The following is a 26,726-nucleotide window of genomic DNA, read 5'->3' as shown; positions in this document are numbered from 1 at the left end:
CAGATTTCGCAGAGGAATGAACCATTATTTTTGTAACCAAAGGGGAGACTGTAATGAAAAAACGCCTGACTATACCGGCAGCCTTGCTGGTTATTGTGATGCTCGTGGGACAACTTGGACTGTATACCTTAACGGTCTATGCAGCTCCGGATTCCAATGAAGCCAATGTCATCCCACCTGTTGCAGACGGGTGGGTGGAAGTGTCCACCAGAGAGCAGCTTGTGTACCTTAATCAGAATCAGGAGGATTATTTGAGCGCGCATATTCGCCTGATGAAGAATATTGACTTATCAGGGGTGAATTGGATGCCGCTTGGCGGGAATGCTTATTCTGCCTTCAGCGGGATTTTTGATGGGCAGGGTCATACAATTACAGGTGTGGAAGTAACCGGCACCAGCTGGACTAATGTCGGCTTCTTTGGCCAATCTATCGGTGTGATCCGAAATATCAGTCTGAATGTCAATATAAACGGCGGCTCCCTAGCAGGTGGTCTGGTGGGGCTTCAAAGCGGGGGGAGTATTGAACGCGTCTATACGCAAGGGAACGTTCGAAGCGGAATCCATGGTGAAGTAACCTCAACCGGAGGAATAGCAGGCTCTCTGGTTAATTCCAGCCTAATCCGTTCTTCCTCCAGTGCCTCTGTCACAGTCTCGTATTCCCCTAACATGTATGCCGGCGGTCTTGTGGGTGCTCAGGGTTACGGATCTGTAGAAGATTCTTATTCGACTGGAGAGATAAGCAATGAGTCTCCCGATTTCTTTGTTTTCACGAGCGGAATTACAAGCTATCAGCATCATAATACAATAAAAAATACCTATGCTGCAGGACGTATCTCCACTTCGAATGCTGGAATCTATACATGGAGAGGTGGCATTGGAGCTTATGGGAATGAGATTAATATCGTGCGTTCTGTTTTTGATACGACGACAACAGGAATTCCTGCCAGTGGAATCATTACTAGTGGAACGGATTTATTCACAAACAGCACAATAGATATTAAGGCACTAACAACCATTGAGATGAAGAAGCAGAGTAGCTATACAGGATGGGATTTCAACAATACCTGGAACATTCATGCCAATGTAAATAACGGTTATCCCTACCTGCGTCCTGCCGTATTGACGGAGGAGCTTCCCGGGGTACTCAAGGGTCAACCTTATTCCGTAGACCTGTCAGGCTTCGATGGCGCCCATGCCGGACTGATTTGGAGTGCATCAGGGCTTCCGAAAGGATTGAGTGTCAGCACCAGTGGAGAGCTGCGGGGCACTCCGGAAGAGGCCGGCACCTTCAATATTCGTCTGCAAGTAACGGATGCGGGCTTCGCCACCGCTTCACGTGATCTTCAGCTTGTTGTCAGTCAGTACGCTCCTGAAATCGGCCTGCTTGCGATTCATCCGGGCCAGGCGGTAGACTCCACAGCAATAACGGCTGAACCGAACCAGTCCGGCGGCAACTTTGCTTATGTTCTGGGGAGTACCGGGATGTTACCGCCGCTGCTTGACAGTGCGCTGCCGGTGGACGCGGCTGATTATATTCCGGATACGGATATACCGGCTGTCCTTGCCGGACAATATCTGGATCTGTATGAGGTGAATGAGCATCGGCTGATTCAGGCATGGCACCAGTTCAAGCTTGAAGACGGTCATATCCGTACGTTCATTCCGGTCAGCGGCGTTAGCTTGAGTGCCTCCCGGTTAACCCTGAGAGTCGGCGAGCCCTCTGTAAAGCTGCAGGCAACCGTTATGCCTGAAGACGCAACGAATCCGGCTATCATCTGGAGCTCCAGCAACACGGAGGTTGTCACCGTTGACCAGAACGGGCAGGTGGAACCTGTTGCTGCTGGCGAAGCGACGGTTAGTATTACTTCTGTGCAAGGCGCCTTGACGGCACAGACAGACATCACAGTGCTTCCCGCCCCTGTCCAGACAGGGACGGTTATCGGTTCAGTCTATGGCGCGGGGAATATACCGCTGGTGGGAGCTAGTGCATCTATAAACAGCTTCAGTGCCGTCACCGACAGCGAGGGTATTTACAAGCTGGAAGAGATTCCTGCCGGCGTATATACGCTCCAATTGTCAGCACAGGGTTATGCTCCCATGGAGCTGCCCGTGAATGTGTATGCCGGGCAGATGGGAGATGCAGGCCGCACTCATCTAACCTTGCTGGCAACGCCGACAGAGACGCCAACGGCAACGCCGACAGCGGTGCCTACGGCAACGCCGACAGAGACGCCAACGGCAGCACCGACAGCGGTGCCTACGGCAACGCCGACAGCGACGCCACGGCAGCACCGACAGCGGTGCCTACGGCAACGCCGACAGCGACGCCAACAGAGACGCCAACGGCAGCTCCGGGGTCCTCTTTTGTGCAGGAAGCAAATGTCGTTCAGAGTACACCTAATCCTGCCATTGTCCTCATCAGGCTTAACGCTAATGATCAGGAGCTTCTGGCGCAAGCAACGCTCGAAACCTTGGATGATGGCCGATCGGCGATCCGGGTCAAGCCTGATGATGCTTTTATAGTCCAGGCGTTTGCTTCTAACAAGGAAGCTGTAATCAAGCTCGAGAACAGCAGGGATATCGCATTTGTTGATTTATCCCTTTCAGTTCTGAGGGAGATGTCCAAACAACGGCCGGGTGCTTCGTTAACCATTGAAGTGAATGGAGCTGGCTTCGAACTGCTTCTTGACCCGTTACTTCAACGGCCTGACAGCAGGATCATTACAGTCGGAATAGGCACAGTCGCACCAGCAACTAGCGCCAGCTTCAATGCAGCTTCTATGAAGAAGGGTTATAAGCTGCTCGGCAACCCCTTAGACTTCTCGCTTGATATAGATGGTGTCCAGGCAGAGAGCTATAGCCCTCTGTACACCAGGCGTGTACTTCCTCTTGCCTCGCCAGCCGATCCGAAGACAACAACTGTGGTATGGGTGGATAACGACCAGGAGTTTCATTTTGTACCCGCAGTGTTTGCCACTGACGGCCGAGCGGGCCGGGCTATAGTCTACACGCCGCTTAACCGTGCATATGCGGTCGTTACGTCCGGACATTTCTTTGCGGATTTGGCTGGACATTGGGCGCAGGCTGACATTGAGTTGCTTGCCAATAAGCTGATTGTTGATGGGGCAAGCGGCGCATCCTTTGCACCTGAGCAGCAAGTTACCCGCGGTGAGGCTGCAGCATTGCTTGTGCGCTCGCTTGGACTTCATGACAATACATCGGCAAGCCCGTTTGCGGATATCCCGGCAGAAGCCTGGTATGCTGAATCTATCGGCATGATCCAGGCAGCAGGAATTATGGACGGCTTCGGGAAGAATGTATTCAGACCGGAAGATTTCATTACCCGGGAGCAACTGGCTGTAGTAATGGCCCGGGCGCTGAACTTTTCAGGGAAGCTGCCGCAGTTATCCGGAATAGAAGTGTTCACCGACCGGAACAGCATTTCAGCATGGGCATCTGAGTCTGTGGCTATACTGTCGCAAGCCGGGCTTATCCAGGGGATTCCCTCAGGAGACTTCAAGCCCAAAGAGCCGGCAACCCGTGCAGAGAGCGCAGTAATGATTAGGCGGCTGCTGCAATATCTGCAATGGATTAATAGCTGAGCTTGTTATATTGAAACATGTTAACAAACTGTAACTAGCCTGCTCCTACGTTCATTCCGTAGGAGCAGGCTAGTTTTGTGGTGCGCCTCACAGTCGCATCATCTAATTATTATGGCATAGGGAATGTGAAGAAAAAGTTTGAACGTCTGGATCAATGGATGCGAATGAGTGCGCCAGCCTTTATGCGTCAAATGAAATCTACGGTGTCAAACCGGCTGATTCCAAACAAGGTACTGGAATCAGCGGGAATGGTATTTCTAACAAGTTTACTCACCACATGTTCCTAATTCAGGAGTGAAATAGGCAATTCGGCGACGGATGAAGGAAACTCGCTCCTGAAGATGGGGAACTGACGGAGGAAAGCCGTGTGCGGGAAATCCGCATGCACGGTTTGACGGGGAGTCCGAGACGCTACAACAATCAATATTTAGGCAGCTTGAGTACCGGCGATAATATCTTCCTCAATAGCGGACGAAGCCAATAAGCCAATACAGTCGTTCCGGTCCATGAGCTGCGCTTATTCTGCAGGTATTGATCGTTGATAATATAAGTCCGGGTGGAAGGGGGACTCTTGAGACCGAACTCATCCCATTTTGCCGGATCATTCGAACCATTAAGCCTTTTAAGCATATTTGCCGTTTCACGGTCTATTTTAGCCGGAATCTGATCGTAGGCCAGGGTAATCTGCGCATGAAATTCATCGATCGGACTGCGGCTGGCCAGGCTCTCCAGGTGGATGCTTTCACGAAGGTAATTGACGTATGCCAGATGGTCCGCCCAGAACCCGTCGATATAAAAAAGCCGGACCCGCTGCTCCGCAGGGCTCATCGGTTTCGTGCCTTGCAAAATCCCGAGCCGCTCCGCGTATAGAATCCGCCTCTGATCCTCCACCATATCCGAATAACCGTTCAGTTCCTGGTGGATATCAAAGTTTTGACTCATAATCACGCGCTGGGTATGCGCGATTTTGCTGCGGAGCACCGGATCATTGAGAGCCTCATCCTGCCTGGGAACGCGAACCGCTTTATCGAATCCGAACCGCAGCATCAGCTCGTCCTCTAAGCTTACGTAGAATACGGAGGCTCCCGGGTCGCCTTGGCGGCCGGAACGCCCGCGCAGCTGGTCGTCGATCCGTACGCTTTCATTCACATGAGTGCCAATTACGTACAACCCGCCCAGCTTGGCTACTGCCTCTGCTTGCGCGGGGTCACCTCCACCAAGCCTGATGTCGACGCCGCGTCCCGCCATATTCGTAGACACCGTGACGGCGCCGACTTCTCCGGCTTTGGCGATGATCCCGGCTTCTTCTGCGTCGTTTTTTGCATTCAGAACCTGACAAGGTACACCCGCAGCCGCTAATCCCCCCGCCAGCATGTCAGACTCCTGGACACTGGACGTTCCAACGAGAATAGGGCGTCCCGCCTTGTGAACGGACGAGATTTCTTGTACAAGCGCTTTAAATTTGGCTTCTTTATGGGTATAAATCATGTGCGGATGGTCGATCCGTATGTTTGTCCGATTCGGCGGAATTTGCACGACCTGCAGCATATAAACCGCTTTGAATTCCATTGCGGAAGCGTGCGCGGTCGCCGTCATTCCGCAAATTCCCGGATACAGGCTAATGAAATGCTGGAGGGTAATTGTGCCGAGAATTCTCCCTCCAACGGTCCATTGCAGCCCTTCTTTGACCGCAAGCGCGGCTTGCAGCCCGTCCGGTAAATATCTGTTCTCGGCCACGCGTCCGGTATATTCCTCGATCTGCTCGATTTTACCGTCCCGGACGATATAATCAATGTCTTTGTTTAATAACGATTCCACATGCAGCGCGCAATTTAATGACGTTAACAAGTTAGAATTATGGCTATCGTACAAATTACCGCATCCCAGCAGGGATTCCGCTTTCGCAGCGCCGGCTTCATTCAAGTAAACATTCCGCTGGAACTCATCGAAGTCGTAATGCTCCGCGGGCTGTAGCTGCCGGGCCACTTCTGCGAACAGAATGCCGTCACTGATGGAAGAGTCCGACTCCCCGCTGATGACCAGCGGCACCCGTGCTTCGTCAAGAAGCAGCGAATCCGCTTCATCAACGATGACATAGTGGAACGGACGATGTACGGTATCGGCTTCACTTAGTGCGATCGTGTCGCGTAAGTAATCGAAGCCGGCCTCTTTCGCCGTAACGTAGGTTATATCGGCGGCGTATGCTTCCCGTTTCCGGGACAGGCTCATGCCCGCCAGCACTGGCTGAACCGTTAATCCGAGGAAACGATACACCGGACCCATCCACCCGGCATCGCGCTTGGCCAAATAATCGTTAAAGGTCAGCACATGAACACCTTCGCCGGTCAGTGCATTTAGATAAGCAGGCATAACCGCAGAGAGCGTTTTTCCTTCACCGGTATGCTGCTCGATTAAGAATCTCTCATGCAGTGCGATCGCAGCCATGATCTGGACATCGTAAGGCTGCAGTCCGAGCGTTCTTTTCGCTGCCTCGCAGACAAGCGCATAAGCATCAACAAGCAGCTCGTCCAATGGCGTACCCGACCGCGCTTCTTTTTGCAGCCGTAGGGATTCCGCTTGAAGCTGGCCATCCTCCCATGCTTGCAGATTCCGGTTTTTGATGAGCTCCGTTTGGTCCTGATAGACCTTCAGCTTACTCCGGTTATCGTAGTCTTTGAATCGATGCATCAGCTTGACGGCTATATTCATAGGAATATGATCTCCTCTCATTAGAAAAATGAAATCCAGTTGCCCCAGAACCTGGAATTTTTTGCTTTGCTTCAAGCTCATAAACTTTGTATTACTACGTAAAAGCCTATCCAAAGTTTCTATTTATTTCCTCCCGGGCAAAATTGCCCGAAAGACGCGGTCTTACATACAAAAGCAGCAGCAACCTCCGGTCTACGGGGCTGCTGCTGCTTTTTCAAAGGGGGCAATCTGTCCTAAATAGTGGTATGCAGATAACAGATATGTTTCTAGTAAAAGGGGGTCTGTGCTAACCGGAGTTCATGGGCTGTTGTCAAATTATACGAAAGCGCATTGTGGCGCAACTCCAGGTACAGCTCGGCCTTCGTGGCATTGATATAGGGCTGGACAAATAAGACGCCGATGCCGAGCGCCAGCAGGCCCAGCAGAATCCAGCCAATGAAGCTCAAATCAAGCACAAACATGCTGAATTTATGACCGCGTGTCATTTGCTTGCTTAATTCTACTGCGCGGTTATACCCTATGTGCGGATTGTCCGCAAGGATGTAAGGCACCTGGCTGTACGCATAGGATTTTACAATGCCAGGAATGATCAGCAGCAGGAACCATAAGAAATTCAAGAAACCTCTCCAGAGCATAGTTAGAACAATAGCCCAATACCGGTCCCTGTTAAACGCATAGCCGACATTGCCCATCCGGACTTCTCCCTCGGCAGATCGTTTGAAGTAACGCAGTGAACCAACAGTAAGGGGGGAAGCGATCAGGATATAAAACGCTATTCCAATTACTGCGAAGATGCCAATTATGAATAATGCGAATGCAAGAAAGGATCCTAACACGCTCCAATCTAATTCCACACCGGAGCTAGAAATTTTAGAACGTGCTGACGATCCCCAGTTCCGATTAAAGCTTGGAAGACCCGAGCCTTCTCCGAGAAAGACCAGCAGTAAACTTACTACAAAAGCCTTCCAATACGAGGTGCGGAGGACATTCTTAGCCCTTCCCTTTATTTCTTTACGATCCCACATCAAAAAACCTCTTTCCTTGTTTGCATTTTGTTCTTCGTCTTACAATTGATACCATAGATTATGTCATTAGACAATCAATTAATTACTATGACTTTTGGCTGAATACTGAAGATTGCAGGGAGGATGCTGGAAACTGTGTTTATAGCAGGCATTGCTTGGGCTATACACATATCCGATTTTTGGACTTACACTTGAGAAGAATCGATAGGGTTGAAGTGCTTAGTCAGTGTTACCGGATATATACAATAGATTTTCCGTGAGACATCAACAAGAGCAGTCCGGTAAAACCCATTCTGTCACTATATTGATATTTTTGTATTGTTTTAGCCAGCCGAAAGTGGCACACTAAGTATAGATACAAGCAAACGCGGCAAAGTATGCCCCGTCTCCTAACCCATTCGGAAGGAGGCGGGGTTTTGTGCGTTTAGAAGCAAAATTTTATTGCAGAGTGAGGGATGAACATGGGCTTTAGGGAAGAACATGAGCGATGGCTGGACGAACATATTAAACGAAGAAAGGGAGAACGGCTTGATGCGCTAAAACGTGGTCATGGCTATGGTAACCGCTTGTTTATCGAACAGGTATGGTGGCCGCTGGCCGGACATTTTCAGGGACTACACCCAGAATATGAAGTTAAGGACTGGCGTGGCAGATCCTATTTTGTCGATTTACTATGGGAGGTCGGAGCCTCGCGTATTGCATTTGAGATTATGGACTTTGGCTCACATGGCACGGACCGGAGCAAATACCGGATGGACCTGAACCGCGGGCTTTTCCTACAGTCACAGGAATGCACGCTGCTCTTTATATCGCTGGATGAGCTGAAAGAAAATCCGTCTTTCATCCTCTCCGCGCTGCGGAGCATTCTGTATCCATATTTGTCGGCAGGAATGTCTGCACATAGAAGCGCTGAGAGAACCTATTCTAAAATCGAATGTGATTTGATGCGGTCAGCCATCCGTCACCATCGTGTCCTTCGCCCGGCTGATGCCGCGAGAGAGCTGGAGCTGCACACGATGACGGTCATTAAATACTGCCGCATGCTGGTGGATAAAGGAAAATTTCGCCCCGTGGCAAGAGGAGCATCTCAGCGAGTGATTTATTATGAGTATATGGGTACGCTCCAAAGTCCAGATCTGGTCTGAAGAGTAATATGGCCCGCGAATGCTTATGAAAAGCCAAACATTTAAAGAGGCGGGATGGTGAATGGGCCAATTGTATGCGAAAAACCGAATACAATATACGGCTGCGGAGGTAAATGGGCCAAATGTATTCGAAATACCGAATACAATATACGGCGCGGAGGTAAATGGGCCAAATGTATTCGAAAAACCGAATACAATGTGCTGCAACGAGGGTAAATGAGCCAATTGGATGCGAATAACCGAATACAAAGTGCGGCTACGAAGGTGGATTTCCCCTCTAATTGGCTAGAAAGTAACAAAAGCCCGTGCCTCGCACGGGCTCTTCATGGTAACTATTCGCCAGTGGCTATACCGGAGCAGGATTGAACGCTCAGCATGCATAAGCCACCAAAATAAAGGGGAAATTAGAAATCAAATCTTAACAGTGAAGCGGAGGCATTTTGTAGTGGTAATTGTCATATTCCTCATACTCGCATGGTTCTCTATTGGGGTCATGGCCAGTCTGCCCAATAAACTGCCGCTGGCAGCCAACTTCCTTTTGGTTATGGTCATTGAATTTTTACTTACTAATAAATTGACCCTTTTATCTTTCAATTTTAAGCTGTTCGAAATAAATACAAGCAGTATCCCCCACTTCCTATCCATGATCCTGCAAAATGAGATCACTGTCACTTTCATTCTCCTGACCTATGTGAATGTGTTTCTAACTGCCTCCAAAGCCAGCACGCGCTGGAGAATATCTGCTTATGGGTTTCTGTTCCAAATGTTCACTGGAGCGATGCTTCGCTGGTACTCCGTACTTACTTATACCGGATGGAATTTCTTAATGGAGGCGGTGATGATCATAGCTTTAATGAGCTGTACTTTGCTCACGGGGCGCTTCTTTCAACGAATGATTACTAAGGAAGGATGGATTCGGTGATGGAAAAAATCGTTTATGACACTCAATTTAACGGGAATGAGTGGTTTGTCATTGGGATGGCTGTCATTGGTTTGACGGCAGTCTGGTTGCTTCCCCGGCACTTTTCACCTACCCAAGCAACCTTTAATCTGCTTATTGGTGTCACATTTGGACTTATGTTTGACCATGCGATCGCGATCCCGCCGTTTGATCTATATGATGCGGGGGACAACTCAACATACGAGTGGATTGACTTATTCTCTTATTTCATGTATGCGCCGTTTGGATACTTGTTTATTTATGGGTATGAGCGGCTGCGGATGTCCGAAATCATGACGGTTGTGTATATTCTCTTTTGGGCACTAGTGTCTATCGGGTTTGAATGGCTGGCTGTAAAAGCTGGCGTGTTCCATTACAAGCATGGCTACCACATAAGTTACTCGTTCCCCATTTACTTATTCCTGATGAGTATTCATCTAAGCTTGTACCGGATGGCATTCTCACGGGTTCGTTGGCAGAGTAAGCGTAGTAAAGAAGTATAAGAAGATTATACTCGGGGGCAATCCAGATGGAGCAGAAGAAGGAAGCAAAGCGCATCCGCAGATATAACAGCTATATGGCGGTATTCAATACTAACCAAATTTATTTAAGGAACCCTTGGGTCATCGCATGGTGGTCAGCGGCTTTTCCAGGTTTTGGTCATCTGAACCTCGGGCTTTATTTGAAGGGGTTTATGCTGATTATTTGGGAAATCGTCATAAATAACGGTGCCGGGATCAATAAAGCGATGGTGTATTCCTTTAACGGAAGGTTTGATGTCGCCAAAGACATACTGAACCCGAGGTGGGTGCTACTATATATTCCAGTCTATATCTATTGCATATGGGACAGTTATCACAAAACAATCGATCTGAACAAGCATTTCCTGTTGGCCCAAAATGAGAATTCACCCGTCACAGTTTTCAATATGAAGGGTTTGAGCCTGAATATGCTGGATAAACGGCAGCCACAGTATGCGCTGGTATGGTCCTTATTATTTCCGGGATTGGGTCATCTCTATTTACATAAATTGATGAGCGGTTCATTTCTCTTCGTGAGTTGTATTGTTATTGCTTATTATTCACATCTCGTTGAAGCCTGTATCTATACGATTAACGGTTCCTTTGAATTAGCAAGGGCTGTACTAGATCCGGAATGGTTCTGTTACTATCCGTCGATGTTTTGTTTTGCAGCTTATGAAGCGTACATAATAGCGGTTGAGCAAAATAAATTATTCGAGCTAGAGCAGTTTCAATTTCTCCGGGAAAATGTACAGCCACGGAGCTTTGAGCTGCTTGGCTCGAAAGGAAATGAGGAAACTTAATTGTATGTGCTCTCTTGTTTTGAGTCTTCTGTGTATCTGGAATTGGTAATTCTGGCTTTAGAGCAAAACGGTTTCGGTAAAGAAAGCATTGCTGCTGTTCCAATGGAACCAACAACCCAAAGAACGAAGCTGTCCGATTCCATTCATCGGGCCGAGGGAATTGCCGCAATTGATCCAGCAGCAATCCTAGGCACCATCTTTGCGGTCCTGGGCGCCTCTTTCGGATTTGAATTAAGGTGGGGACCCGTTCTTTGGGGGCTTATCGGACTAGCGGCAGGAGTGTTCACCGGTTGGATCCTCTTCCTTATAGCCGGAAATAGAGTGAAGAATAGGCCGCCTGGTACAAATGCATTAGTCATGTTGATTATTCATTGCGAAGAAGCAGAGTCAATTAAGGCGATCCATATTTTGAAGCAGTTCTCTGCTATAAACATTGGAAATTTAAACTAGGAATCTCTTGAAAGGATGGAGGGGAACTATGCGGTATACAGAATTAAGCACTGAACTCGCGATTAATGAGAAGATGCTGAGAGAAATTTTCCAGGACTGCTCTGATATCGTATTTCGGACCATCAGCATCAGCCCCAAAATACTGCTTATTTATTTAGATGGATTAACCGATACCAAAATCCTGGATCAAGTTGTGCTACAACCAATCATTTATGATGAAAATCCGGACGGGTTGAATAGCGTTACCAAGCTACGAGGAATCATCCAACAGCAGCTTGTAGCCATCTCACAGGTCCAGACGGTTTCTAAAGTAAAAGATGTGGCTGATGGCGTATTAAAGGCGAATATCACCATACTGGTTGAGGGAGAGGACAAAGCTTTAGTTGCAGATCTGAAAGGATTTGAGAAACGGGGGATTGAAGAACCAGCAGCTGAAGTCTCTGTCCGTGGACCCAGAGATGGCTTCACAGAAACATTACGAATTAATACAAGCCTGATCCGCAGACGCATCCGCAGTGCAGAGCTCAAAATGGAATCCATTACAGTGGGGCAATATTCTCAGACGGATATCGTCATTGCATATATTCATGGCGTTGTCTCGAATACTGTCCTTGAGGAAGTCCGTAACCGAATCAAGCAAATCCAGATTGACGGGGTCATGGAATCGGGTTTTATTGAAGAGTTTATCGAAGATGTTCCTTGGTCTCCATTTCCGCAAATTCAAAATACCGAACGTCCTGACGTTGTTAGCGCAAGTCTGTTAGAGGGCAAAGTTGCCATTATCGTTGATAATACTCCATTCGTGCTGATCGTTCCGATGAATTTTTGGACAGGATTACAGGCGGTTGAAGACTATTACGAACGTTCTATTTATACGACCTTCATTCGGTTCATCCGCTATTCGCTGGTAAATATGTCACTATTGCTTCCGTCCTTATATGTTGCACTTACAACGTTTCATCAGCAGCTTATTCCAACCAACCTGCTCATTAGTATTGCCAATTCCAGAGAAGGCGTCCCTTTTCCAACCTTTGTTGAAACATTATTGATGGAATTTATGTTTGAGGGACTTCGTGAAGCGGGCATTCGTATGCCAAAGGCCGTTGGTTCGGCGGTAAGCATTGTGGGGGCACTTGTCATTGGACAAGCTGCTGTGCAAGCAGGTATTGTATCAGCCCCTGTTGTGATTGTGGTAGCAACGACAGGAATTGCCTCGTTTGCCATTCCCCGGTACAATTTTGGAACTGCATACCGGATGCTTCGGTTTCCTATGTTGATTTTTGCGGGATTGCTGGGTTTATACGGGATAATCAGCGGATTATTTATTTTGATCATCCATCTTCTTAGTCTGCGTTCATTTGGTGTTCCGTATATGAGTCCGGTCGCTCCACAAACTCTCCGGAGCTTGAAGGATGTAATAATCCGCGCACCCAGATGGAGTATGAACCGGCGTCCGGCATATCTCTCCGGGGCTAATAGAACCCGCATTCCCGAAGGCCAGCAACCCCATCCAAAACGAAAGAGGGGAGACAAATGAATAGAAAACGGATAGTTTCTTCCTGTCTGCTCATCTCTCTTCTATTTACTTCAGGTTGTTGGGACAGTACAGAGGTAAACGATCTTGCGATAGAACTCGCCTGGGGGATTGATAAAGGGCAAAATAATGACGTAGTGATCAGTGCTCAGGCTATCGTTCCGTCGAAAATTAGCAGTGGACAAAGTGGAGGTAAAGATGGAGGAAGTCAGAATAATCCCTTTTTTGTCGTAACCAGCTCTGGTATGAACACGCTTGATGCCGTGCAGCAGATGCAGGCCAAGCTGTCCCGGCAGGTATTCCGCGGTCACCGGCGGGTCATTGTGATTGGAGAGTCAATGGCCAGACACGGGATTAAGGATGTACTGGATACGTATACCCGGGATCCGAACCTCAAGCTGCGGACCGATCTGTTTGTGGTCAAGGGAGGCACTGCACGGGATTTTTTAAACATATCGTATCCGCTAGAAACAATACCCGGTCTCGGAGCCTTAGGAGAATTTGACCAGTTCGGTACGCTTATGGAAATGGGGTTTTTACATTTTTTAATATCCGCAAGCAGCAAAGGAACCAGTCCGACTGTTCCATTAATTAAAGCGGGCTTGAACAATGGCGCGCAAGTAGAAGGCGAGCATCAGGATCAATCCAGCAGGAATGATGTGGAGGGGTTTCACCTAGCAGGAACCGCAATTTTTAGTCAAGAGCTGAAATTGGTAGGATTCTTGGATATCACAGAAGGACGAATTATGCGATGGGTAACCGGAAATTTACAGAAGCTTACTATTTCGGCCCAAATACCCGAAGACAACGGAAACGCTAGTCTGGAGGTAAATAAGTTAGGGAGCAAGATTCAGCCTGTTATCCAAGGTGATCATATCAAATTCCTTGTTACGTTAACAGGGCAAGGAGCCATACGAGAAAACAACACGAGACTGGACCTGACAAAAATGGACAATATAAATCTTATGCAAGACACATTTAACAAGCATGTTGAAGAATCGGTGCTGCGGACCATTACCAAAGTGCAAAAAAAGTACGGAACTGATATCTTTGGATTCGGGGATTCCATTCACAATGAAAATTCATCATTATGGAAATCCTTGAAAAATAATTGGGATATGGAGTTTTCAAAGGCGGAGGTATCAGTAAAAGCAAATTTGACGGTTCGGCGGATAGGTGTAACAGGACCATCGGTACATTTGATGGATGACGAAATAAAACGATGAAGTTTGTCATTTCTTGAATTGCCGAAACCAAGTAACGATGAGCAGGATCGCTGGCAAGACTAAATGCAAGGGTACCGACACATAAGGAAGCAATATTTTAAAATGATGATAATAAATATGCTCAGTGATGTTCTTGGACATGGTCATTCCCAGAATTAATGAGAGGAGGCATGACGGAATGATCAGTGAACGATAACTCTTCATCTTGGTCAATTGCTGAATCCCTTTTAGCGCACCGAACATATATATGACACTTTTTAATAATGCTGTCATTAAAAAATACAGGACACCAAACATCTGCAGGTTTTCAATGAATTTTCCGATACTGATTAAACTCAATAAGGTGTAGAGGGGATATAGAAACCGCGAAAACACTCCCCCAAAAACGGAAATCGCAAACAAATCCAAGCAGGTTATCATGATTCCTGACAGTACTGTGGAAATAATTGTAATCTTCATTACTTTTGAAGGGGTTTTGGCTTCAGGCCAGAACATGGCAAGAACAATAGCTTCCCCAAAAGATTGAGTGACACCGCCTGGGTAAACAACGTTCCAGATGGGTCCCCACCCGTTTTCCATAACAGGTTGTATATTCTTGATATGCATGACACCGGAGCCAAATAGAAGGATAATCTCAATACTGAAAATGATGATAACAATGGGAAGGAATAATTCTCCCAGTCGTGCAATGATCTGAGCGCCACCATATAAGCAAAAGGCGATGATGAGGGCAAATAACCCTGTAATCAGTATAAGCGGTGTATTATTTAAGAGGGTTGTTGAAACCATATCCCTAATATCCGCAATAATACGTCCCACAAAATACAGAAACACAAAAGGGTATACAAATGCTATAGGTGTCCCGATCCAGCGTCCAAATTGTGCGGGAAACCACTGGACTAGAGAGAGCCCCGGGTTCATCCGCATTAAGGTGGTGTAGACGAGAATAATAACTACTCCCAGAGCACTGGAAATCAGTTCGCCAATCCATGCATCCCGGCCAGCCGTACCTCCAAAGCCAAAGATAATGGTCGTTCCGAGCTGGAAAATAAAGGTGATTGTGAATAATTGATAGCTAGTAATTTTATTCAAAGTATCCGCTCCATCTCATCTGATTCACATATCATCAGTATGATTATTTCCATAGGAGGGACGCGGCAAACATGAGAAGGTCAGAGGGAGACAGACTATTATTGTACGCCTGTGACTTCTTCATTGCTCAATTAAGTTTTTCCTTTATATGGATGCATTTTTTCAAGTGTATAAAGATATGTTCTGTTGCAGGCATCAGTACTAGCCAAGCTATATTTCTTTTACTCCAGTAATCGGCTAGACTACTTGCCTTTTGAGTAACAGCATTTTCATCGAACAATCGTTTGATTCTGCTTTGTTCAACCTTGTCTACAAACTGTCCTGGCTTCAACATCGATATGATTTGTCTTGTTTGCTTACCAACGACAGTTTTGTAAGCCAATAATGATTCGAAATTTATGCTTGAACTTAACTCGGCAATTTCTTCTTCACTCATCTCATTACCAGAGTGAGTAAATCTAGTATTCATTTTTTCGAACCAATTTCCAGAATAAAGAGCTTGTTGATCATCAGCAACTAGAATACTCATGGTCATATCCTCAAGTCGGGCACTATGCCAAAGATGCCATGCAATCGAGTTTTTCGTATCCGAAAGGTTCACTGGGTACTTTCTGAAGGTTTGTTCGTCCAAACTTTTTATTACGGCATCATGTAATGTTAGTTCGGATAAATTCCCAACGGATGAAGAATGTAACCAAGCATGCAGAGAAAGAAATGATTGAACGGCTTGGGCATGTTCTTGGGGAGTTAACATCATTTCATTTAAAGCCTTAAGATTCTCACTCCAAACCCTTTGTTTTTCCAAGTCCATGGAATCAACACCTCCTCTTGTGACGTTTGTAGAAGATTGCTGCCCTTAGCTCAGCGTGGATTGACTGAATAAATTATGTATGGCCTGTCCGCTTGGATTTCCAGATTTTATAATTATTATAAATGAACTAGTACGTTGCCGCCATAGCTTTGGCGGCTTTTTTGCAACCATTTTGAGAGGAGCGATTCATATGACCCTATCTTGTCTAAATTGCTCGTATGATAAGAGATTGGGTCGTAAATAGGGTTATCGCTCGGACCAAATCGACAAAGCCGGCAAAAGTCTTTTTCGGTGAAAAGGTGGAAGCTCTATAAAAAGAGAAAGAGGTAGTTTGCGAAATCATTGAACAGGGAGGAGAGGCTCTTTTTATTCGAAAAAGTGATCAGCACGAGCCTCATCAGCCACCGCATTCTCCCCATACGAGGTCCAGTCACTCCAGTTTCTTATCCCCCCACGACCCCCTATGTTCCCTTGGCTACGCGTGGGAGGACTTAGGGAGCTCACTATCCTTCTTTATTTGACACAATATCAAAAAGATTTTGCAAATAGGCGATACCCCGAACCTGCTCAATCAATGCATAATCAATGTATTGAAGCGATTTAAGCGCAATTTCCTTAGCCTGTGCAACATTATGTTTATCAAGCTCCGATAATACTTCACGAACTATATCCAAGGAATACACCACTCTTTGAACAGTTCGGATGATAAGCACTTTGCGAATATCTGAGGGGCTATAGATACGGAATCCACTCGCTTGTTGACGCTCAGGCTTGATTAACCCTTCTTTCTCCCAATGCCGAATAGCGGAAGCAGATACATGCGCTTCTTCAGCTACCTCACCAATCGCAAACGAGGTTTTATTGCGGTACTTCGGCAGATCATTCAACTCTTTCAAATCAAGCATTTCGACTGTTCTTTTTACGGTTTCTTTTTCTGCATGCAGGTTTACTTGTGCCTTGTTAATTAGCCATAAGGCATCAAGTATTTCCCCCCTAATGATGCGCGGCATCACCTCTCGAATCAAATCCATTCCAAATCCAGCATTCATCGCACGTATACATCGGAAATAAGCCTCATGTTCCTTTGTGTAAATGCGATACCCGTTTGCCGCTCTCTCGACATAAGGAACAAGTCCCCAAGCTTCATAATGCCTTAATGCACTCGTGCTTATATTTAATTTTTTTGCTATCTCAATCCCTTTCATCTCAACCCCCTTGTTTAACCTGTAATTTATTATTAAAGCACATGACGGGTTTATGTCTTCAGTCATTCTAACCACTTGAATAGATATCGACAAACCTTATCATTTGCATTAATATGGTACGCTTTGTGTGTAAGTCAAATTCACGAAAGAAGAGGTGGCTGGTAATGACTAGACTTATACCGATTTTACCGTGTCAATCCATAAAGGAACAGGTGTCATTTTACGAGAGCTTGGGTTTCAAAACCATTCAAATTTACACTCGTCCAAATCCATATGCAGTTGTGAACTATAGTACACTTGAGTTGCACTTTTATGGAACCAAAAGAATATTGCCTACTGAAAACCCCCAGATGTGCTATATCAAAGTTGACGATGTAAACCAGGTATATGAAGATTTCACTACTGGATTAAAACGATATATGGGGAAAGTCCCTCGTTCCGGTATACCACGAATATCAAAATTGAAACTTTTAGTAGAGGATCGCAGATTTATAATGACGGATATAGGTGGGAATACCTTTTACATTGGAACACCGAATGCCGATCTCTCCGAGCCTGCTTTTTATAGATCCATCGAGAGCGTGGAATATGCAAAAAATTTCGAAATACTCTACGATTTAATCTATTCAAAAGAGGATAGCCTTTCAGCTTTCAAAATGTTGGAAAAATTCTTTCCTGCAGAAGATAAAAATTCGATAAATATTGGAGATTTGGATCTGGCAAAAATATGGCTGGTTGCTTTGGAAATTCATTTGCAACGGGATAATGTAGTGAATCAAAGCATTAACGATAAACTTAAAAAGTTATTTAATATTTACAATACTGAAAATTCAGATTGGAATAAAATCTTGCAACAGTATAACAACATTATTAGCGGTGAATAAATTGATATTCAAAGCATGATTCAGCCACCTGTCCCGACTGCCCTACTGTAGTTGACTTAGGAGTTCCAGCAACTGTTTTCTCTGACTTCATGTTTGCAAACTGTTGGACGTAAAAGCCCAAAGAGGGCTGTAGCAGGTCACCAAACGGCAACCTCTCACAGCCCTGAAGCCCGCGTTCGACGCGGGCTCTTTGCTTTTACTCTTTTCCAGTAGCCACCGCATTCTCCTCATAGCTAATCCAGTCACTCCAGCTCCCCGCATACAGCCGAACATTCTTGAACCCGGCCTTCTCCAGCGCCAGCACATTCGGGCAGGCGGTTACGCCGGAGCCGCAGTAGACAATAATCTCCGCGTTCTTGTCCATTCCGGCAAAATGCACCGCAAGCTCATCGGCGCTCTTGAAGCTGCCGTCTGCGTTTTGCGTGTCTTTCCAGAAGTAGTTGACCGCACCGGGGATATGCCCCCCGACCGGGTCCAGGGTTTCATTCCGGCCGTGATAGCGGTCATTGGCCCGGGAATCGATCAGAATAGGGAGAGCCGAGGGCGAAGCGGCAACAGCAGCAGTAGTCCGGGTATCCACACCAGTAACAGCCTCGACATGAGCCCCGGTACCAGCCGTCTTCACCGATACGCGGCGAACCTCTTCAACATCCACCAGCATCTGCGGCTGCACATTTGCCGTAAATGTACTCGGCACCCGCACCGGCTGATGATCCGTCACCGGGTATTTCCCGGCTTTCCACTGGCTGAAGCCGCCTTCCAGGATGAATACCTGCTCGTGTCCGAGGTAGCGCAGCAGCCACCACAGCCGGGCAGCGTTCATGCCGCTCTCATCGTCATAGGCAACGATACGGGAATCGTTCCCGATTCCGAGCTTCGCGAGCCGTGCCGCCAGCACCTCCGGATCGGGAAGCGGGTGGCGTCCGCCGTGTTCGGTAACCGGACTGGACAGATCCAGCTTCAGATCGAGATAGACCGCGCCTGGAATATGCTCTTGTTCGTAGCTCTCCCGGCCTGCTTCGGGTTTGCCCAGGGTGAAGCGGCAGTCGATGATGGTCTGCTCCGGCTCATAGAGCCTTGCCAGCAGCCAGCGTTTGGTAACAGTAGCGTCCATAAGTATCCCATCCTTTGCATATTTCAATATGAAATTCATTATAGCGGAAAAATCATAGCTTGGCAGAATATGCTTCCTATCAGTTAATTCTGTTCTGCGAATTGGGCTTCAACGGGGTTGGTCCGGTTAGCGTTTAATAATTCGAGATCTATGGTGTCATATCTGTTGCCAAGCCCGAGCTCTGCGAATTTTCGCGATTTAATTACAGGCCGTACTGGCGTAATATAGAAAATCCCGTCATTGCCCATTCTGGCATTGATCTGGTTCACCTCATAGCCGTCGGTTATTTTTACATGATAAGCAATTTTACCGTTATTTAGCAGGCTTACATCGGTAATCTCGATCGAACTGGAAGGCACTTTGGTAATATTCCAGCGGAATAGACTGGCATAGCCGAGAATAAGAACAGCACATACCGCTGTAGCCAGGAGCAGACCCTTAACAAAGGAAAGCACTCTTGCGCGGTGCCAGTAGCCTTGAAAGCTGGAGAGTCCGGCGCTCTCCTGCTTGTTTTTGGCGATCACCTCAAAAGGCAGGCTGCTATTCTGCTGAAGCTTGCGCAGGGCGGCGGAGCAATGTCCACAGGTGGCTAAATGGGCCTCTATGGCTTCCCTTGTAGCTGCACTGCATACCTTGTCGTGATATAACGGCAGTAAATCCTCAACGACCTCACAGGACAGTTTGTTCATCGGTCTTCCTCCATTAATAAGTCTTGTATGATGTTTCTGGCGCGGTGATATGTAACCCTGGCCCAGCTTTCCGTTTTGCCGAATACCTGACTGATATGGTCAAAGGATAATTCTCCGAACACCCTCAGTGTGAAGACTTCCTTATAAGGCTCCTTCAGACTGTGCAGCAGCTTATGGATTCGCAGGGCCTCTGTCTTGTCGATCAGCTTTTGTTCAAGATTAAGGCTGCTTGCCTGCAGCTTTTCCTGCGGCTCAGCGGGTTCCCGGCGTTTTTGCTTCTCCATATAAGTGAAGTAGGTATTTTTAGCGATTTGACAGAGCCAGACACTGATTTTACAATTGCCTTTGAACTGGTTAATATTTTTCACGGCTTTGACAAACGTTTCTTGCGTAATTTCCTCGGTTCACCACCTTACATAGATAAGACCCGGCTGCGGAAGATTCGTTACATATCAGCACAAAAAAAGAGAAAGGGGCACAAGCCTATGAATAACATTGTAAGCCAGGCCTGGCCGGAGTGGAATGGGACGTTTAGGAAGCGGAGCGGAGGCTGGAATAATACCACCTACTTCGTGGACAGTGAAACCCGCCGCGCTGTACTGCGGATCTATGATACACATCGGGACCGGAATAAAATAGAGTTCGAGCATGCCGTGCTGCAGAGGCTGGCTATACTGGATTTGCCGTTTAAAACCCCCGTTCCCATTCTTACCTCCACAGGGGAAACGATGGTTCAGCTTGAAGAGGGGGAAGGAAAGCTCGCTTGCCTGTTCGGCTATATTGATGGTGAATCTCCCGCTGAACAGGATTCGGGCTTCTATGAGTCGTTCGGTGAGGCGGCCGGGACATTATCTGCTGTGCTCGCTGATGTGAAGCCGGAGAGCCCTCCTGTATACAGGCCCTACTATGAGCTAGGGCGGTCGTACCCGCTGTGCACCCGGGAAGCGCTCCGCGACCTGTTGTTGAATCCGCCTGAACCTCTCCAGGGTTTGCTGCCCGAACTGAAAGTGCTGGTTGAGGCTTATGAAGGTGTGGCAGACTCACTGGAGCAACTGGAGGAGTTACCCCACCAGCTGGTGCATGGCGATCTTAATGCCTCTAACCTGCTGGTTGATACGGAGGATGCTGCGCAGGTGACGGCGCTGCTTGATTTTGAGTTCTGTACCTGGGATGTACGGGCCATGGAGGCTGCGGTCATCTTGTCCGGAATGCTGTGCCACGAAGAGGAAGAGCGGATTATCCGTGATTTCTGGCGGGGCTTCAGCCGCAAGATCATGCTTACCGTAGAAGAATTCAAAGCGATTCCGACGCTGATCCTGCTGCGTAAGGTCGACGTCTTTCTTCATTTTGTCACCCGTTACTGGAAAGGCATTGATGAAGTGAATGTGCTGCAGGAGCAGATACCTGTGCTCGCGGCAGAGGTGCTTCAGATATCGGGCGGGAAGCTGTAGCCGGAATTCTATTTGCTTATAAGCGAGCGCATAAAAAATAAGACCTGTAAGAAAGACACTAAGCTGAGAGAGCTTCTTACGGGTCTTTATGGCTGCGTTCAATCTTATAATAAATTATTATCATAAATTCTATGTAAAAGCTCCCTGCCATAATGGATGACGTTAGGCTGTTTGTTGAGGGTGCCCCAATATATATCGCCAATTGCCATCTTAATGCAGCAGATTTGCAATTCTATATTCCTCTCCTTAAGTATCTCGGCTCCATAGCCTTCAAAATATGCCTTCATAGCAGGTTTATTATCTTTGAAATACCGCCCGAATAGAATGGAGAAGTTATCCACATCAATACCCCATAACATATTTTCAAAATCAATCATTCCAGTGAAAATACCGTTATTATCAACCAGCCAATTCCCTGGTGTAGAATCCCAGCTTATGGGGACTGGTTTAGCAGGCTCAAAAACTTGAGTGTTCTGAAGAGCCCAATGGGTTAACTCGATTTCTGAAGATTGCAGCAACCCTTCCTGAGTACACCGCTTACTAATATCAATAATTGAATTGGATATATATTTAACTGGGTCTGCATTATGGTATAACTCAATTGGATTTCCATTCTTATCGGGGCGGCCAAACCAACGGCCATTTTGTGAGCTATGTAAGACCCTTGTAAGTTCACCAGCTTTACGGTAAGCAGCTATATTAGCTGCGGAACTTAGTTCCACCTCTCTCAGGATTGTGCCGTTAATCGCAGTTATCAATATCGCTTGCCATCCATCGCCCTCAAAGGAACTGATCAGCTCTGGTACATACGGCTTCAAGTGACCTATCCAATGATTATAAGCAAAAACCTCCGGATGCCATCTTTGTTTTCTGGTATAGGTTTTTAAGTAATAACATTTGTTGCCGGTGTCTGAGCTAAGCTTCCAGACTCCTGTCCTTACGCTATTTAATCTTAAATTAGCTATGACTTGAAAGGGGCCAATGGCGGATAGAACCAATCCGCTTAATTCAGGTGGATATATTTCTAGATTGAGCATGCTTATCCTAATCCTCCTCAAGCGTTGCCGGATACTATTGACATTTCTAACATATCATATTGTTTGATTCGCCGGGAAGCGGGAAGATACCGGATGGCGGTTATTTCTGTTTCATGAGCAAGAATCAGACTGCTCATGCTGAAGATATAGAAGAACCGGTAGCAGCCCTTGAATTTGTCCCTTGCTCTAATAGTGATGCCGTACAGTTTGAATGTTAATAACAGTCCGGCTAACAGCCTTGAACAACCCAATAGGGCACACTCCGGCTTGGCGATACCGGAGTGTGCCCTATTTGTCTTGCGGATGCTACTAGATCAACCGGTAACCCGAAGGCAGATTTCCGCTGCTGCGGATGCTGCGGATTTGTGCCAGGGTCAGCCTTTGGTTAGTTGAGATAATCGACTCTACATCGTTGCCGGAGATAAAGTCATCCAGATCACGGATGTTGTGGTTCCCGCGAAGCACACGGAAGCTGCCTCTGAACCGGGTTCTGCTGAACAGGACGAGCGTAGCATTGCTGCTGGTGGAGAAGAAACGGAGACTTTCGATTCCGTCCAGAATATTGTCTGTATTACGGATACCCAGATTGCCCCTGTAAATTCTGCTTCTTCCCCGGTAATTTTCTTCGCTGTACACCGTCAGCCGTGGATAAGTCTGTGAGATATGAACCTCTTTGTCCATGCGAACTCCTCCTCGATGCTGGAATGGCAAATGCAGTACGATACTGTCAGTTGCAATACTATTCTATGATTGCTTTGGAAGACTGGTATGGTTAAACCCCCCGCATGAATAGCCTGTTTCCGGAGAGGATAAGGAAAAAATTCACAAACGGGCTTTACAGATTGAAACGTCTAGTGTACTATTTAACTAACACACCGACACAATAATTCAAATGCGCAGTTGGAAAGATTAACAATCCCGTACTAAATAGGAGGCTGTCATGAATTCGTCCACTCGTAATCAAGGGCTGTCAGGCCCCGTGAAGGAAGAAACCGTATTGGAAATGCAAGGCGTCAGCAAGGTGATAAAAGGGAAGGCAATAGTAGATAACCTTAGCTTCGACATCCGCAGAGGGGAGATTATCGGACTGCTGGGTCCGAACGGGGCGGGTAAAACGACCACCATCCGCATGATGACCGGACTCATCCGTATGAGCGGAGGAGATGTCCTCATTCACGGGCACAGCATACAAAAGGATTTCAAGCGGGCCATCTCGCAGATCGGAGCGATCATCGAGAACCCGGAGTTTTATCCCCATATGACCGGTTATGACAATCTGAAGCAGTATCTGCGGATGAGTGACGGGGCCGGAGAATCACGGATTGATGAAGTTGTGGCGCTGGTTGGACTGCAGGAAGCGATGGAGAAGAAGGTAAAAGCGTATTCGCTGGGCATGCGCCAGCGTCTGGGCATCGCACAGGCCTTGCTGCAATCGCCGAAGCTGCTCATTCTGGATGAACCGACCAACGGGCTGGACCCCGCCGGAATTCGGGAAATGCGCGATTATATGCGCACGATTGCCGAGGTGGAAGGCATTGCAATTCTGATCTCCAGCCATATGCTGGCCGAGATTGAACAGATCTGCCACCGCGCGGTTGTGATTCAGAACGGGAAGCTTGTAACGGTTACGCAGCTTGCTGAGGCGCCGGAAGCGCGCAGTGAAGTAGCCCTCACCATCCGGGTGGATAATGCCGGGAACGCGCGTACTGTTGCCGAAGCGCTGCAAGGTGTGGAGGTGACCGGGACAGATGAAGCTCATTCCGAGCTGCATGTAAGCCTGCCCGACAGGAACGTTCCGGAGCTTGTGGCTGCACTCAGTGAAGCCAAGGTTGGGGTATACCGGATTACCGAGAATAAACAGAGCCTGGAAGATGATTTCCTGAAATGGACAGGGGGTAACCGCATTGCGTAAATTTAATCAGCTCGTACTGAATGAATGGCTCAAAATATCGAAGAAACGCAGCTTTACTGTTCCATATGCCCTTCTGGTGCTGATGGTATTTGTAATTGGTTATATTGTGCACACGGTGGCAGGGGCGGATACGTATGCCTCCGCGGCGGAATTCACAGCAGACTCACTGCTGCCTACAGGAATCGGCCAGGTGCTGGTGATCCTCGTCATTGTAGGGATAGCGGGGATTGTGTCCAAAGAATACAGCCAGGGGACCATCAAGTTTCTGCTGATCCGGGCCCGCAGCCGGACTGCGATACTGGCCTCTAAATATGTAACCGTACTGCTCTATTCATTGAGTATGCTGCTGATTGCAACGATCGCGCTGTTTGTCTCAGGAATGATCTTCTTTGGACTCAGCGGAGGGGATTCAGGACTCAGCGATATCCTTACCTCACTGTTGTACTCCTCCGCATACTGCATCGTGTATGCCACGATCGGATTTATGCTCGGAATCCTAACCCGATCAACAGGGGTAACGATAGGTGCGACTATCTTTGCCACTACCATAGATAAAATCATCATCAACCGTGATTTCTATAAATACTTCCTGTTTCCGAACCTCAATCTCGCAGCTTATAAAGATGGCGGTGCGCCGATGCCGGGAATGACTTTGAACTTCTCCATTGTGCTGCTGTGCATATATATGGCGTTGTTCCTGCTCGCGGGATTTGCGGTCTTCAGACGCAGGGATGTTGCTTGATGGTTATCGAATTTGATAACAACCAGCCGATTTATCTTCAGATCATGAACTACATCAAAGGGGAGATTATCACAGGCAAGCTGAAGCCCGGTGACAAAATCCCCTCAGTACGTGAATTGGCCGCAGAACTGCAGATTAACCCGAATACGGTACAAAGAACCTTTCAGGAACTGGAGCGTGAGACAATCGTGGAGACCCGCCGCGGCATGGGCAGATATGTTACCGGAAGAGAAGAGACGATTCTGACCATCAAGAAGGAAATGGCACAGGATGTGCTGGACCGTTTTATCCGCGGCATGCAGGAGCTCGGCTTCCAGGGTGAAGATATTCTGGCGGCCGTAGCGGAGAATATACATCAGCGTGGCCAAGAATAGGGGGATTACCAAGAGTGGATGAGTTACTTGAAGTACAGGGCGTGACCAAGAAGTTCGGCTCCAAACAAGCGCTGGGCAATGTCTCCTTTACGCTGGGAGCAGGCAGAATTACCGGACTGCTCGGCAGCAACGGCAGCGGCAAAAGCACCCTCATGAAGCTGATCGCAGGATTGGCACAGCCGGGCTCAGGCCGGATATCAGTCCTCGGTGTTCCCATTGGGGTGGAGAGCCGGAAGCTTGTATCCTTCATGCCTGATGTTCCCGTTACAGAGTCTTGGATGAATGTGGGGGATGCGCTGAAGTTCCAGCGGGATTTCTACCCGGACTTCGATCAGGCCAAAGCACAGCGGATGCTCGATTTCATGAACCTCAGAGGGCAGGATAAGGTCCGGACGTTATCCAAAGGGATGAACGAACGTCTCCAGCTCACCCTTGCGCTGTCGCGCCGGGCCAGACTCTACATGCTGGATGAGCCAATCGGCGGTGTCGACCCTGTAGCACGGACCAAGATTCTCAATGCCCTGATGGAGTTTTATGAGGAAGACAGCAGTATTCTGATCTCTACACACCTGGTGAACGATATCGAACGGATTTTTGACGAGGTTATTTTCTTGAAAAACGGGGAGATCGTTCTCCAGCGCGAAGTGGAAGAGCTCAGACTCGAGCGCGGAAAAAGTATAGATGAGCTGTTCAGAGAGGTGTTTGCCGAATGCTGAAGCTGTTAAAATATGACCTGAGACGCAGAAGGGAACGGATCCTCGTCTTTATTGTTATTGCTCTGCTGGTTCAGCCTGCGATTTGGATATCCAGCACTAAGGTCAATGAACAACTAGTTTCGCTGAATCTGGTTATCTACTTTATACTTGCACTGGCGCTTGTATTTATAGCTGTATTCAGTTATTTCCGGAATCTGAAGTCTTACCAGCGGCGGCTTATCCCGGTTACTGCCCTGCAGACGGTCATGTCACCGTTGCTGTTTGCGCTGCTGCTAATCTTGACGGTGATTGCTCTCGGTCTGGCGCATTTTGGCATTTACCAGCTTATCTACCCGCTGGATTTCCTGCCGGATAATATAGTGTCAGTTGGCTTAAGATGTTTACTGCAGTTTATGTGGTCAGTTGGTTTCATGATGATTATGGTCATGTTCTCTATTACTGTAGCATTAAGCTTTCGCTTCAAGGGGAGAGTATGGATAGGGATTGTGATCCTCACCCTTCTGCAGAATGGTATAGCCTATCTTGAAAAGTTTATGTTCGACATCTATTTCATTGGTCTGGACAATACCTTTAATTTTGAGATTTACGAGAATAATCTGCGGCCTGACAGCGGAGTAACGATCAGATACCTTTCTACCAATCAATGGCCGCTTCTGTTCGAATTTGTAGTTGCCTTAATACTGATCTATTCAATGGTTGTAATGGTGAAAAAAAGAATTGAAGTTTGATCGCATAGGGAGCTGCC

26 protein-coding genes are annotated in these 26,726 nt (G+C 47.4%); 16 read left to right on the top strand and 10 right to left on the bottom strand.

Going from position 1 to position 26,726, the window contains the following annotated elements:
- Nucleotides 1–53 precede the first annotated feature (53 nt).
- Both QW71_RS40635 and QW71_RS40630 read left to right on the top strand, forming a co-directional pair.
- The gene (locus QW71_RS40635; RefSeq protein WP_052770236.1) at nucleotides 54–2,522 is read left to right on the top strand and encodes an Ig domain-containing protein; all 2,469 of its coding nucleotides are present in this window, start codon (nucleotides 54–56) and stop codon (nucleotides 2,520–2,522) included.
- The gene (locus QW71_RS40630) at nucleotides 2,471–3,601 is read left to right on the top strand and encodes an S-layer homology domain-containing protein (protein ID WP_052770234.1); all 1,131 of its coding nucleotides are present in this window, start codon (nucleotides 2,471–2,473) and stop codon (nucleotides 3,599–3,601) included. Before QW71_RS40635 ends, QW71_RS40630 begins: the two co-directional genes overlap by 52 nt.
- 420 nt (nucleotides 3,602–4,021) lie before the next feature.
- Here QW71_RS40630 and QW71_RS26015 read toward each other — a convergent pair whose 3' ends face one another.
- Both QW71_RS26015 and QW71_RS26010 read right to left on the bottom strand, forming a co-directional pair.
- Nucleotides 4,022–6,310 (bottom strand): preprotein translocase subunit SecA, encoded by a 2,289-nt coding sequence (locus QW71_RS26015; protein ID WP_039306073.1) that lies wholly within the window; start codon nucleotides 6,308–6,310, stop codon nucleotides 4,022–4,024.
- A gap of 266 nt (nucleotides 6,311–6,576) precedes the next feature.
- The gene (locus tag QW71_RS26010) at nucleotides 6,577–7,335 is read right to left on the bottom strand and encodes a DUF975 family protein (protein WP_039306070.1); all 759 of its coding nucleotides are present in this window, start codon (nucleotides 7,333–7,335) and stop codon (nucleotides 6,577–6,579) included.
- A gap of 461 nt (nucleotides 7,336–7,796) precedes the next feature.
- Here QW71_RS26010 and QW71_RS26005 point away from each other — a divergent pair, with 461 nt between their 5' ends.
- The 7 genes from QW71_RS26005 (at nucleotide 7,797) to QW71_RS25975 (ending at nucleotide 13,954) form a co-directional block, all read left to right on the top strand.
- The gene (locus QW71_RS26005; protein WP_039306067.1) at nucleotides 7,797–8,480 is read left to right on the top strand and encodes a hypothetical protein; all 684 of its coding nucleotides are present in this window, start codon (nucleotides 7,797–7,799) and stop codon (nucleotides 8,478–8,480) included.
- 445 nt (nucleotides 8,481–8,925) lie between these two features.
- On the top strand, nucleotides 8,926–9,402 hold the full coding sequence (locus tag QW71_RS26000) for a hypothetical protein (protein ID WP_235441552.1): 477 nt from the start codon (nucleotides 8,926–8,928) through the stop codon (nucleotides 9,400–9,402).
- On the top strand, nucleotides 9,402–9,923 hold the full coding sequence (locus tag QW71_RS25995; protein ID WP_039306061.1) for a hypothetical protein: 522 nt from the start codon (nucleotides 9,402–9,404) through the stop codon (nucleotides 9,921–9,923). The genes QW71_RS26000 and QW71_RS25995 overlap by 1 nt, the downstream gene beginning before the upstream one ends.
- 26 nt (nucleotides 9,924–9,949) lie before the next feature.
- Nucleotides 9,950–10,744, top strand: a complete 795-nt coding sequence (locus tag QW71_RS25990) for a hypothetical protein (protein ID WP_039306058.1) — start codon at nucleotides 9,950–9,952, stop codon at nucleotides 10,742–10,744.
- Complete coding sequence (locus QW71_RS25985; RefSeq protein ID WP_039306055.1) at nucleotides 10,745–11,194, top strand: hypothetical protein; 450 nt, start codon at nucleotides 10,745–10,747, stop codon at nucleotides 11,192–11,194.
- Nucleotides 11,195–11,222: 28 nt separating this feature from the next.
- Nucleotides 11,223–12,731: a spore germination protein gene (locus QW71_RS25980; protein ID WP_083442728.1), complete on the top strand. Its 1,509-nt coding sequence runs from the start codon at nucleotides 11,223–11,225 to the stop codon at nucleotides 12,729–12,731.
- The gene (locus tag QW71_RS25975; RefSeq protein ID WP_039306052.1) at nucleotides 12,728–13,954 is read left to right on the top strand and encodes a Ger(x)C family spore germination protein; all 1,227 of its coding nucleotides are present in this window, start codon (nucleotides 12,728–12,730) and stop codon (nucleotides 13,952–13,954) included. Before QW71_RS25980 ends, QW71_RS25975 begins: the two co-directional genes overlap by 4 nt.
- A gap of 6 nt (nucleotides 13,955–13,960) precedes the next feature.
- Here the strand turns inward: QW71_RS25975 and QW71_RS25970 are convergent, their stop codons facing one another.
- From QW71_RS25970 to QW71_RS25960, 3 genes are all read right to left on the bottom strand, one after another.
- Nucleotides 13,961–15,046 carry an endospore germination permease gene (locus QW71_RS25970; protein WP_039306050.1) on the bottom strand — a complete coding sequence of 362 codons (1,086 nt, stop codon included), beginning with the start codon at nucleotides 15,044–15,046 and terminating at the stop codon, nucleotides 13,961–13,963.
- A 127-nt stretch (nucleotides 15,047–15,173) separates the two neighbouring features.
- Nucleotides 15,174–15,857, bottom strand: coding sequence for a hypothetical protein (locus QW71_RS25965; protein ID WP_039306048.1), 684 nt, complete (start codon nucleotides 15,855–15,857; stop codon nucleotides 15,174–15,176).
- Nucleotides 15,858–16,360: 503 nt separating this feature from the next.
- On the bottom strand, nucleotides 16,361–17,062 hold the full coding sequence (locus tag QW71_RS25960; protein ID WP_039306047.1) for a MerR family transcriptional regulator: 702 nt from the start codon (nucleotides 17,060–17,062) through the stop codon (nucleotides 16,361–16,363).
- A 164-nt stretch (nucleotides 17,063–17,226) separates the two neighbouring features.
- On the opposite strand from QW71_RS25960, the gene QW71_RS38255 reads away from it, so the two are divergent.
- Entirely contained in the window at nucleotides 17,227–17,946 is a 720-nt protein-coding gene (locus QW71_RS38255; protein ID WP_052770233.1) for a hypothetical protein, read from the top strand.
- A gap of 196 nt (nucleotides 17,947–18,142) precedes the next feature.
- Here QW71_RS38255 and QW71_RS25950 read toward each other — a convergent pair whose 3' ends face one another.
- The 3 genes from QW71_RS25950 to QW71_RS25940 form a co-directional block, all read right to left on the bottom strand.
- Nucleotides 18,143–19,060: a sulfurtransferase gene (locus QW71_RS25950; protein ID WP_039306045.1), complete on the bottom strand. Its 918-nt coding sequence runs from the start codon at nucleotides 19,058–19,060 to the stop codon at nucleotides 18,143–18,145.
- Between the two features lie 83 nt (nucleotides 19,061–19,143).
- A complete protein-coding gene (locus QW71_RS25945; RefSeq protein WP_039306043.1) occupies nucleotides 19,144–19,749 on the bottom strand; it encodes a zf-HC2 domain-containing protein in 606 nt (201 codons plus the stop codon).
- Nucleotides 19,746–20,144, bottom strand: coding sequence for an RNA polymerase sigma factor (locus QW71_RS25940; RefSeq protein ID WP_083442727.1), 399 nt, complete (start codon nucleotides 20,142–20,144; stop codon nucleotides 19,746–19,748). Before QW71_RS25940 ends, QW71_RS25945 begins: the two co-directional genes overlap by 4 nt.
- 90 nt (nucleotides 20,145–20,234) lie before the next feature.
- On the opposite strand from QW71_RS25940, the gene QW71_RS25935 reads away from it, so the two are divergent.
- Nucleotides 20,235–21,200, top strand: a complete 966-nt coding sequence (locus tag QW71_RS25935) for a phosphotransferase enzyme family protein (protein ID WP_039306041.1) — start codon at nucleotides 20,235–20,237, stop codon at nucleotides 21,198–21,200.
- A 104-nt stretch (nucleotides 21,201–21,304) separates the two neighbouring features.
- On the opposite strand, the gene QW71_RS25930 is transcribed toward QW71_RS25935, so the two are convergent.
- The gene (locus tag QW71_RS25930; RefSeq protein ID WP_039306039.1) at nucleotides 21,305–22,237 is read right to left on the bottom strand and encodes an aminoglycoside phosphotransferase family protein; all 933 of its coding nucleotides are present in this window, start codon (nucleotides 22,235–22,237) and stop codon (nucleotides 21,305–21,307) included.
- 309 nt (nucleotides 22,238–22,546) lie between these two features.
- A complete protein-coding gene (locus tag QW71_RS25920; protein WP_039306035.1) occupies nucleotides 22,547–22,918 on the bottom strand; it encodes a hypothetical protein in 372 nt (123 codons plus the stop codon).
- A gap of 259 nt (nucleotides 22,919–23,177) precedes the next feature.
- Here QW71_RS25920 and QW71_RS25915 point away from each other — a divergent pair, with 259 nt between their 5' ends.
- The 5 genes from QW71_RS25915 to QW71_RS25895 are packed head-to-tail and all read left to right on the top strand — an operon-like array spanning nucleotide 23,178 to nucleotide 26,709.
- Nucleotides 23,178–24,149 carry an ABC transporter ATP-binding protein gene (locus QW71_RS25915; RefSeq protein WP_039306032.1) on the top strand — a complete coding sequence of 324 codons (972 nt, stop codon included), beginning with the start codon at nucleotides 23,178–23,180 and terminating at the stop codon, nucleotides 24,147–24,149.
- Nucleotides 24,142–24,891 (top strand): ABC transporter permease, encoded by a 750-nt coding sequence (locus QW71_RS25910; protein ID WP_039306029.1) that lies wholly within the window; start codon nucleotides 24,142–24,144, stop codon nucleotides 24,889–24,891. Before QW71_RS25915 ends, QW71_RS25910 begins: the two co-directional genes overlap by 8 nt.
- Nucleotides 24,891–25,265, top strand: coding sequence for a GntR family transcriptional regulator (locus tag QW71_RS25905; RefSeq protein WP_039306026.1), 375 nt, complete (start codon nucleotides 24,891–24,893; stop codon nucleotides 25,263–25,265). The genes QW71_RS25910 and QW71_RS25905 overlap by 1 nt, the downstream gene beginning before the upstream one ends.
- A 14-nt stretch (nucleotides 25,266–25,279) precedes the next feature.
- The gene (locus tag QW71_RS25900) at nucleotides 25,280–25,981 is read left to right on the top strand and encodes an ABC transporter ATP-binding protein (protein WP_039306023.1); all 702 of its coding nucleotides are present in this window, start codon (nucleotides 25,280–25,282) and stop codon (nucleotides 25,979–25,981) included.
- Nucleotides 25,975–26,709, top strand: a complete 735-nt coding sequence (locus tag QW71_RS25895) for a hypothetical protein (RefSeq protein ID WP_039306020.1) — start codon at nucleotides 25,975–25,977, stop codon at nucleotides 26,707–26,709. The genes QW71_RS25900 and QW71_RS25895 overlap by 7 nt, the downstream gene beginning before the upstream one ends.
- Nucleotides 26,710–26,726 lie beyond the last annotated feature (17 nt).

The organism is Paenibacillus sp. IHB B 3415 (assembly GCF_000802655.2).
Taxonomy (GTDB): domain Bacteria; phylum Bacillota; class Bacilli; order Paenibacillales; family Paenibacillaceae; genus Paenibacillus_AQ; species Paenibacillus_AQ phytohabitans.
This window is presented reverse-complemented; position numbering and strand designations above follow the sequence as displayed.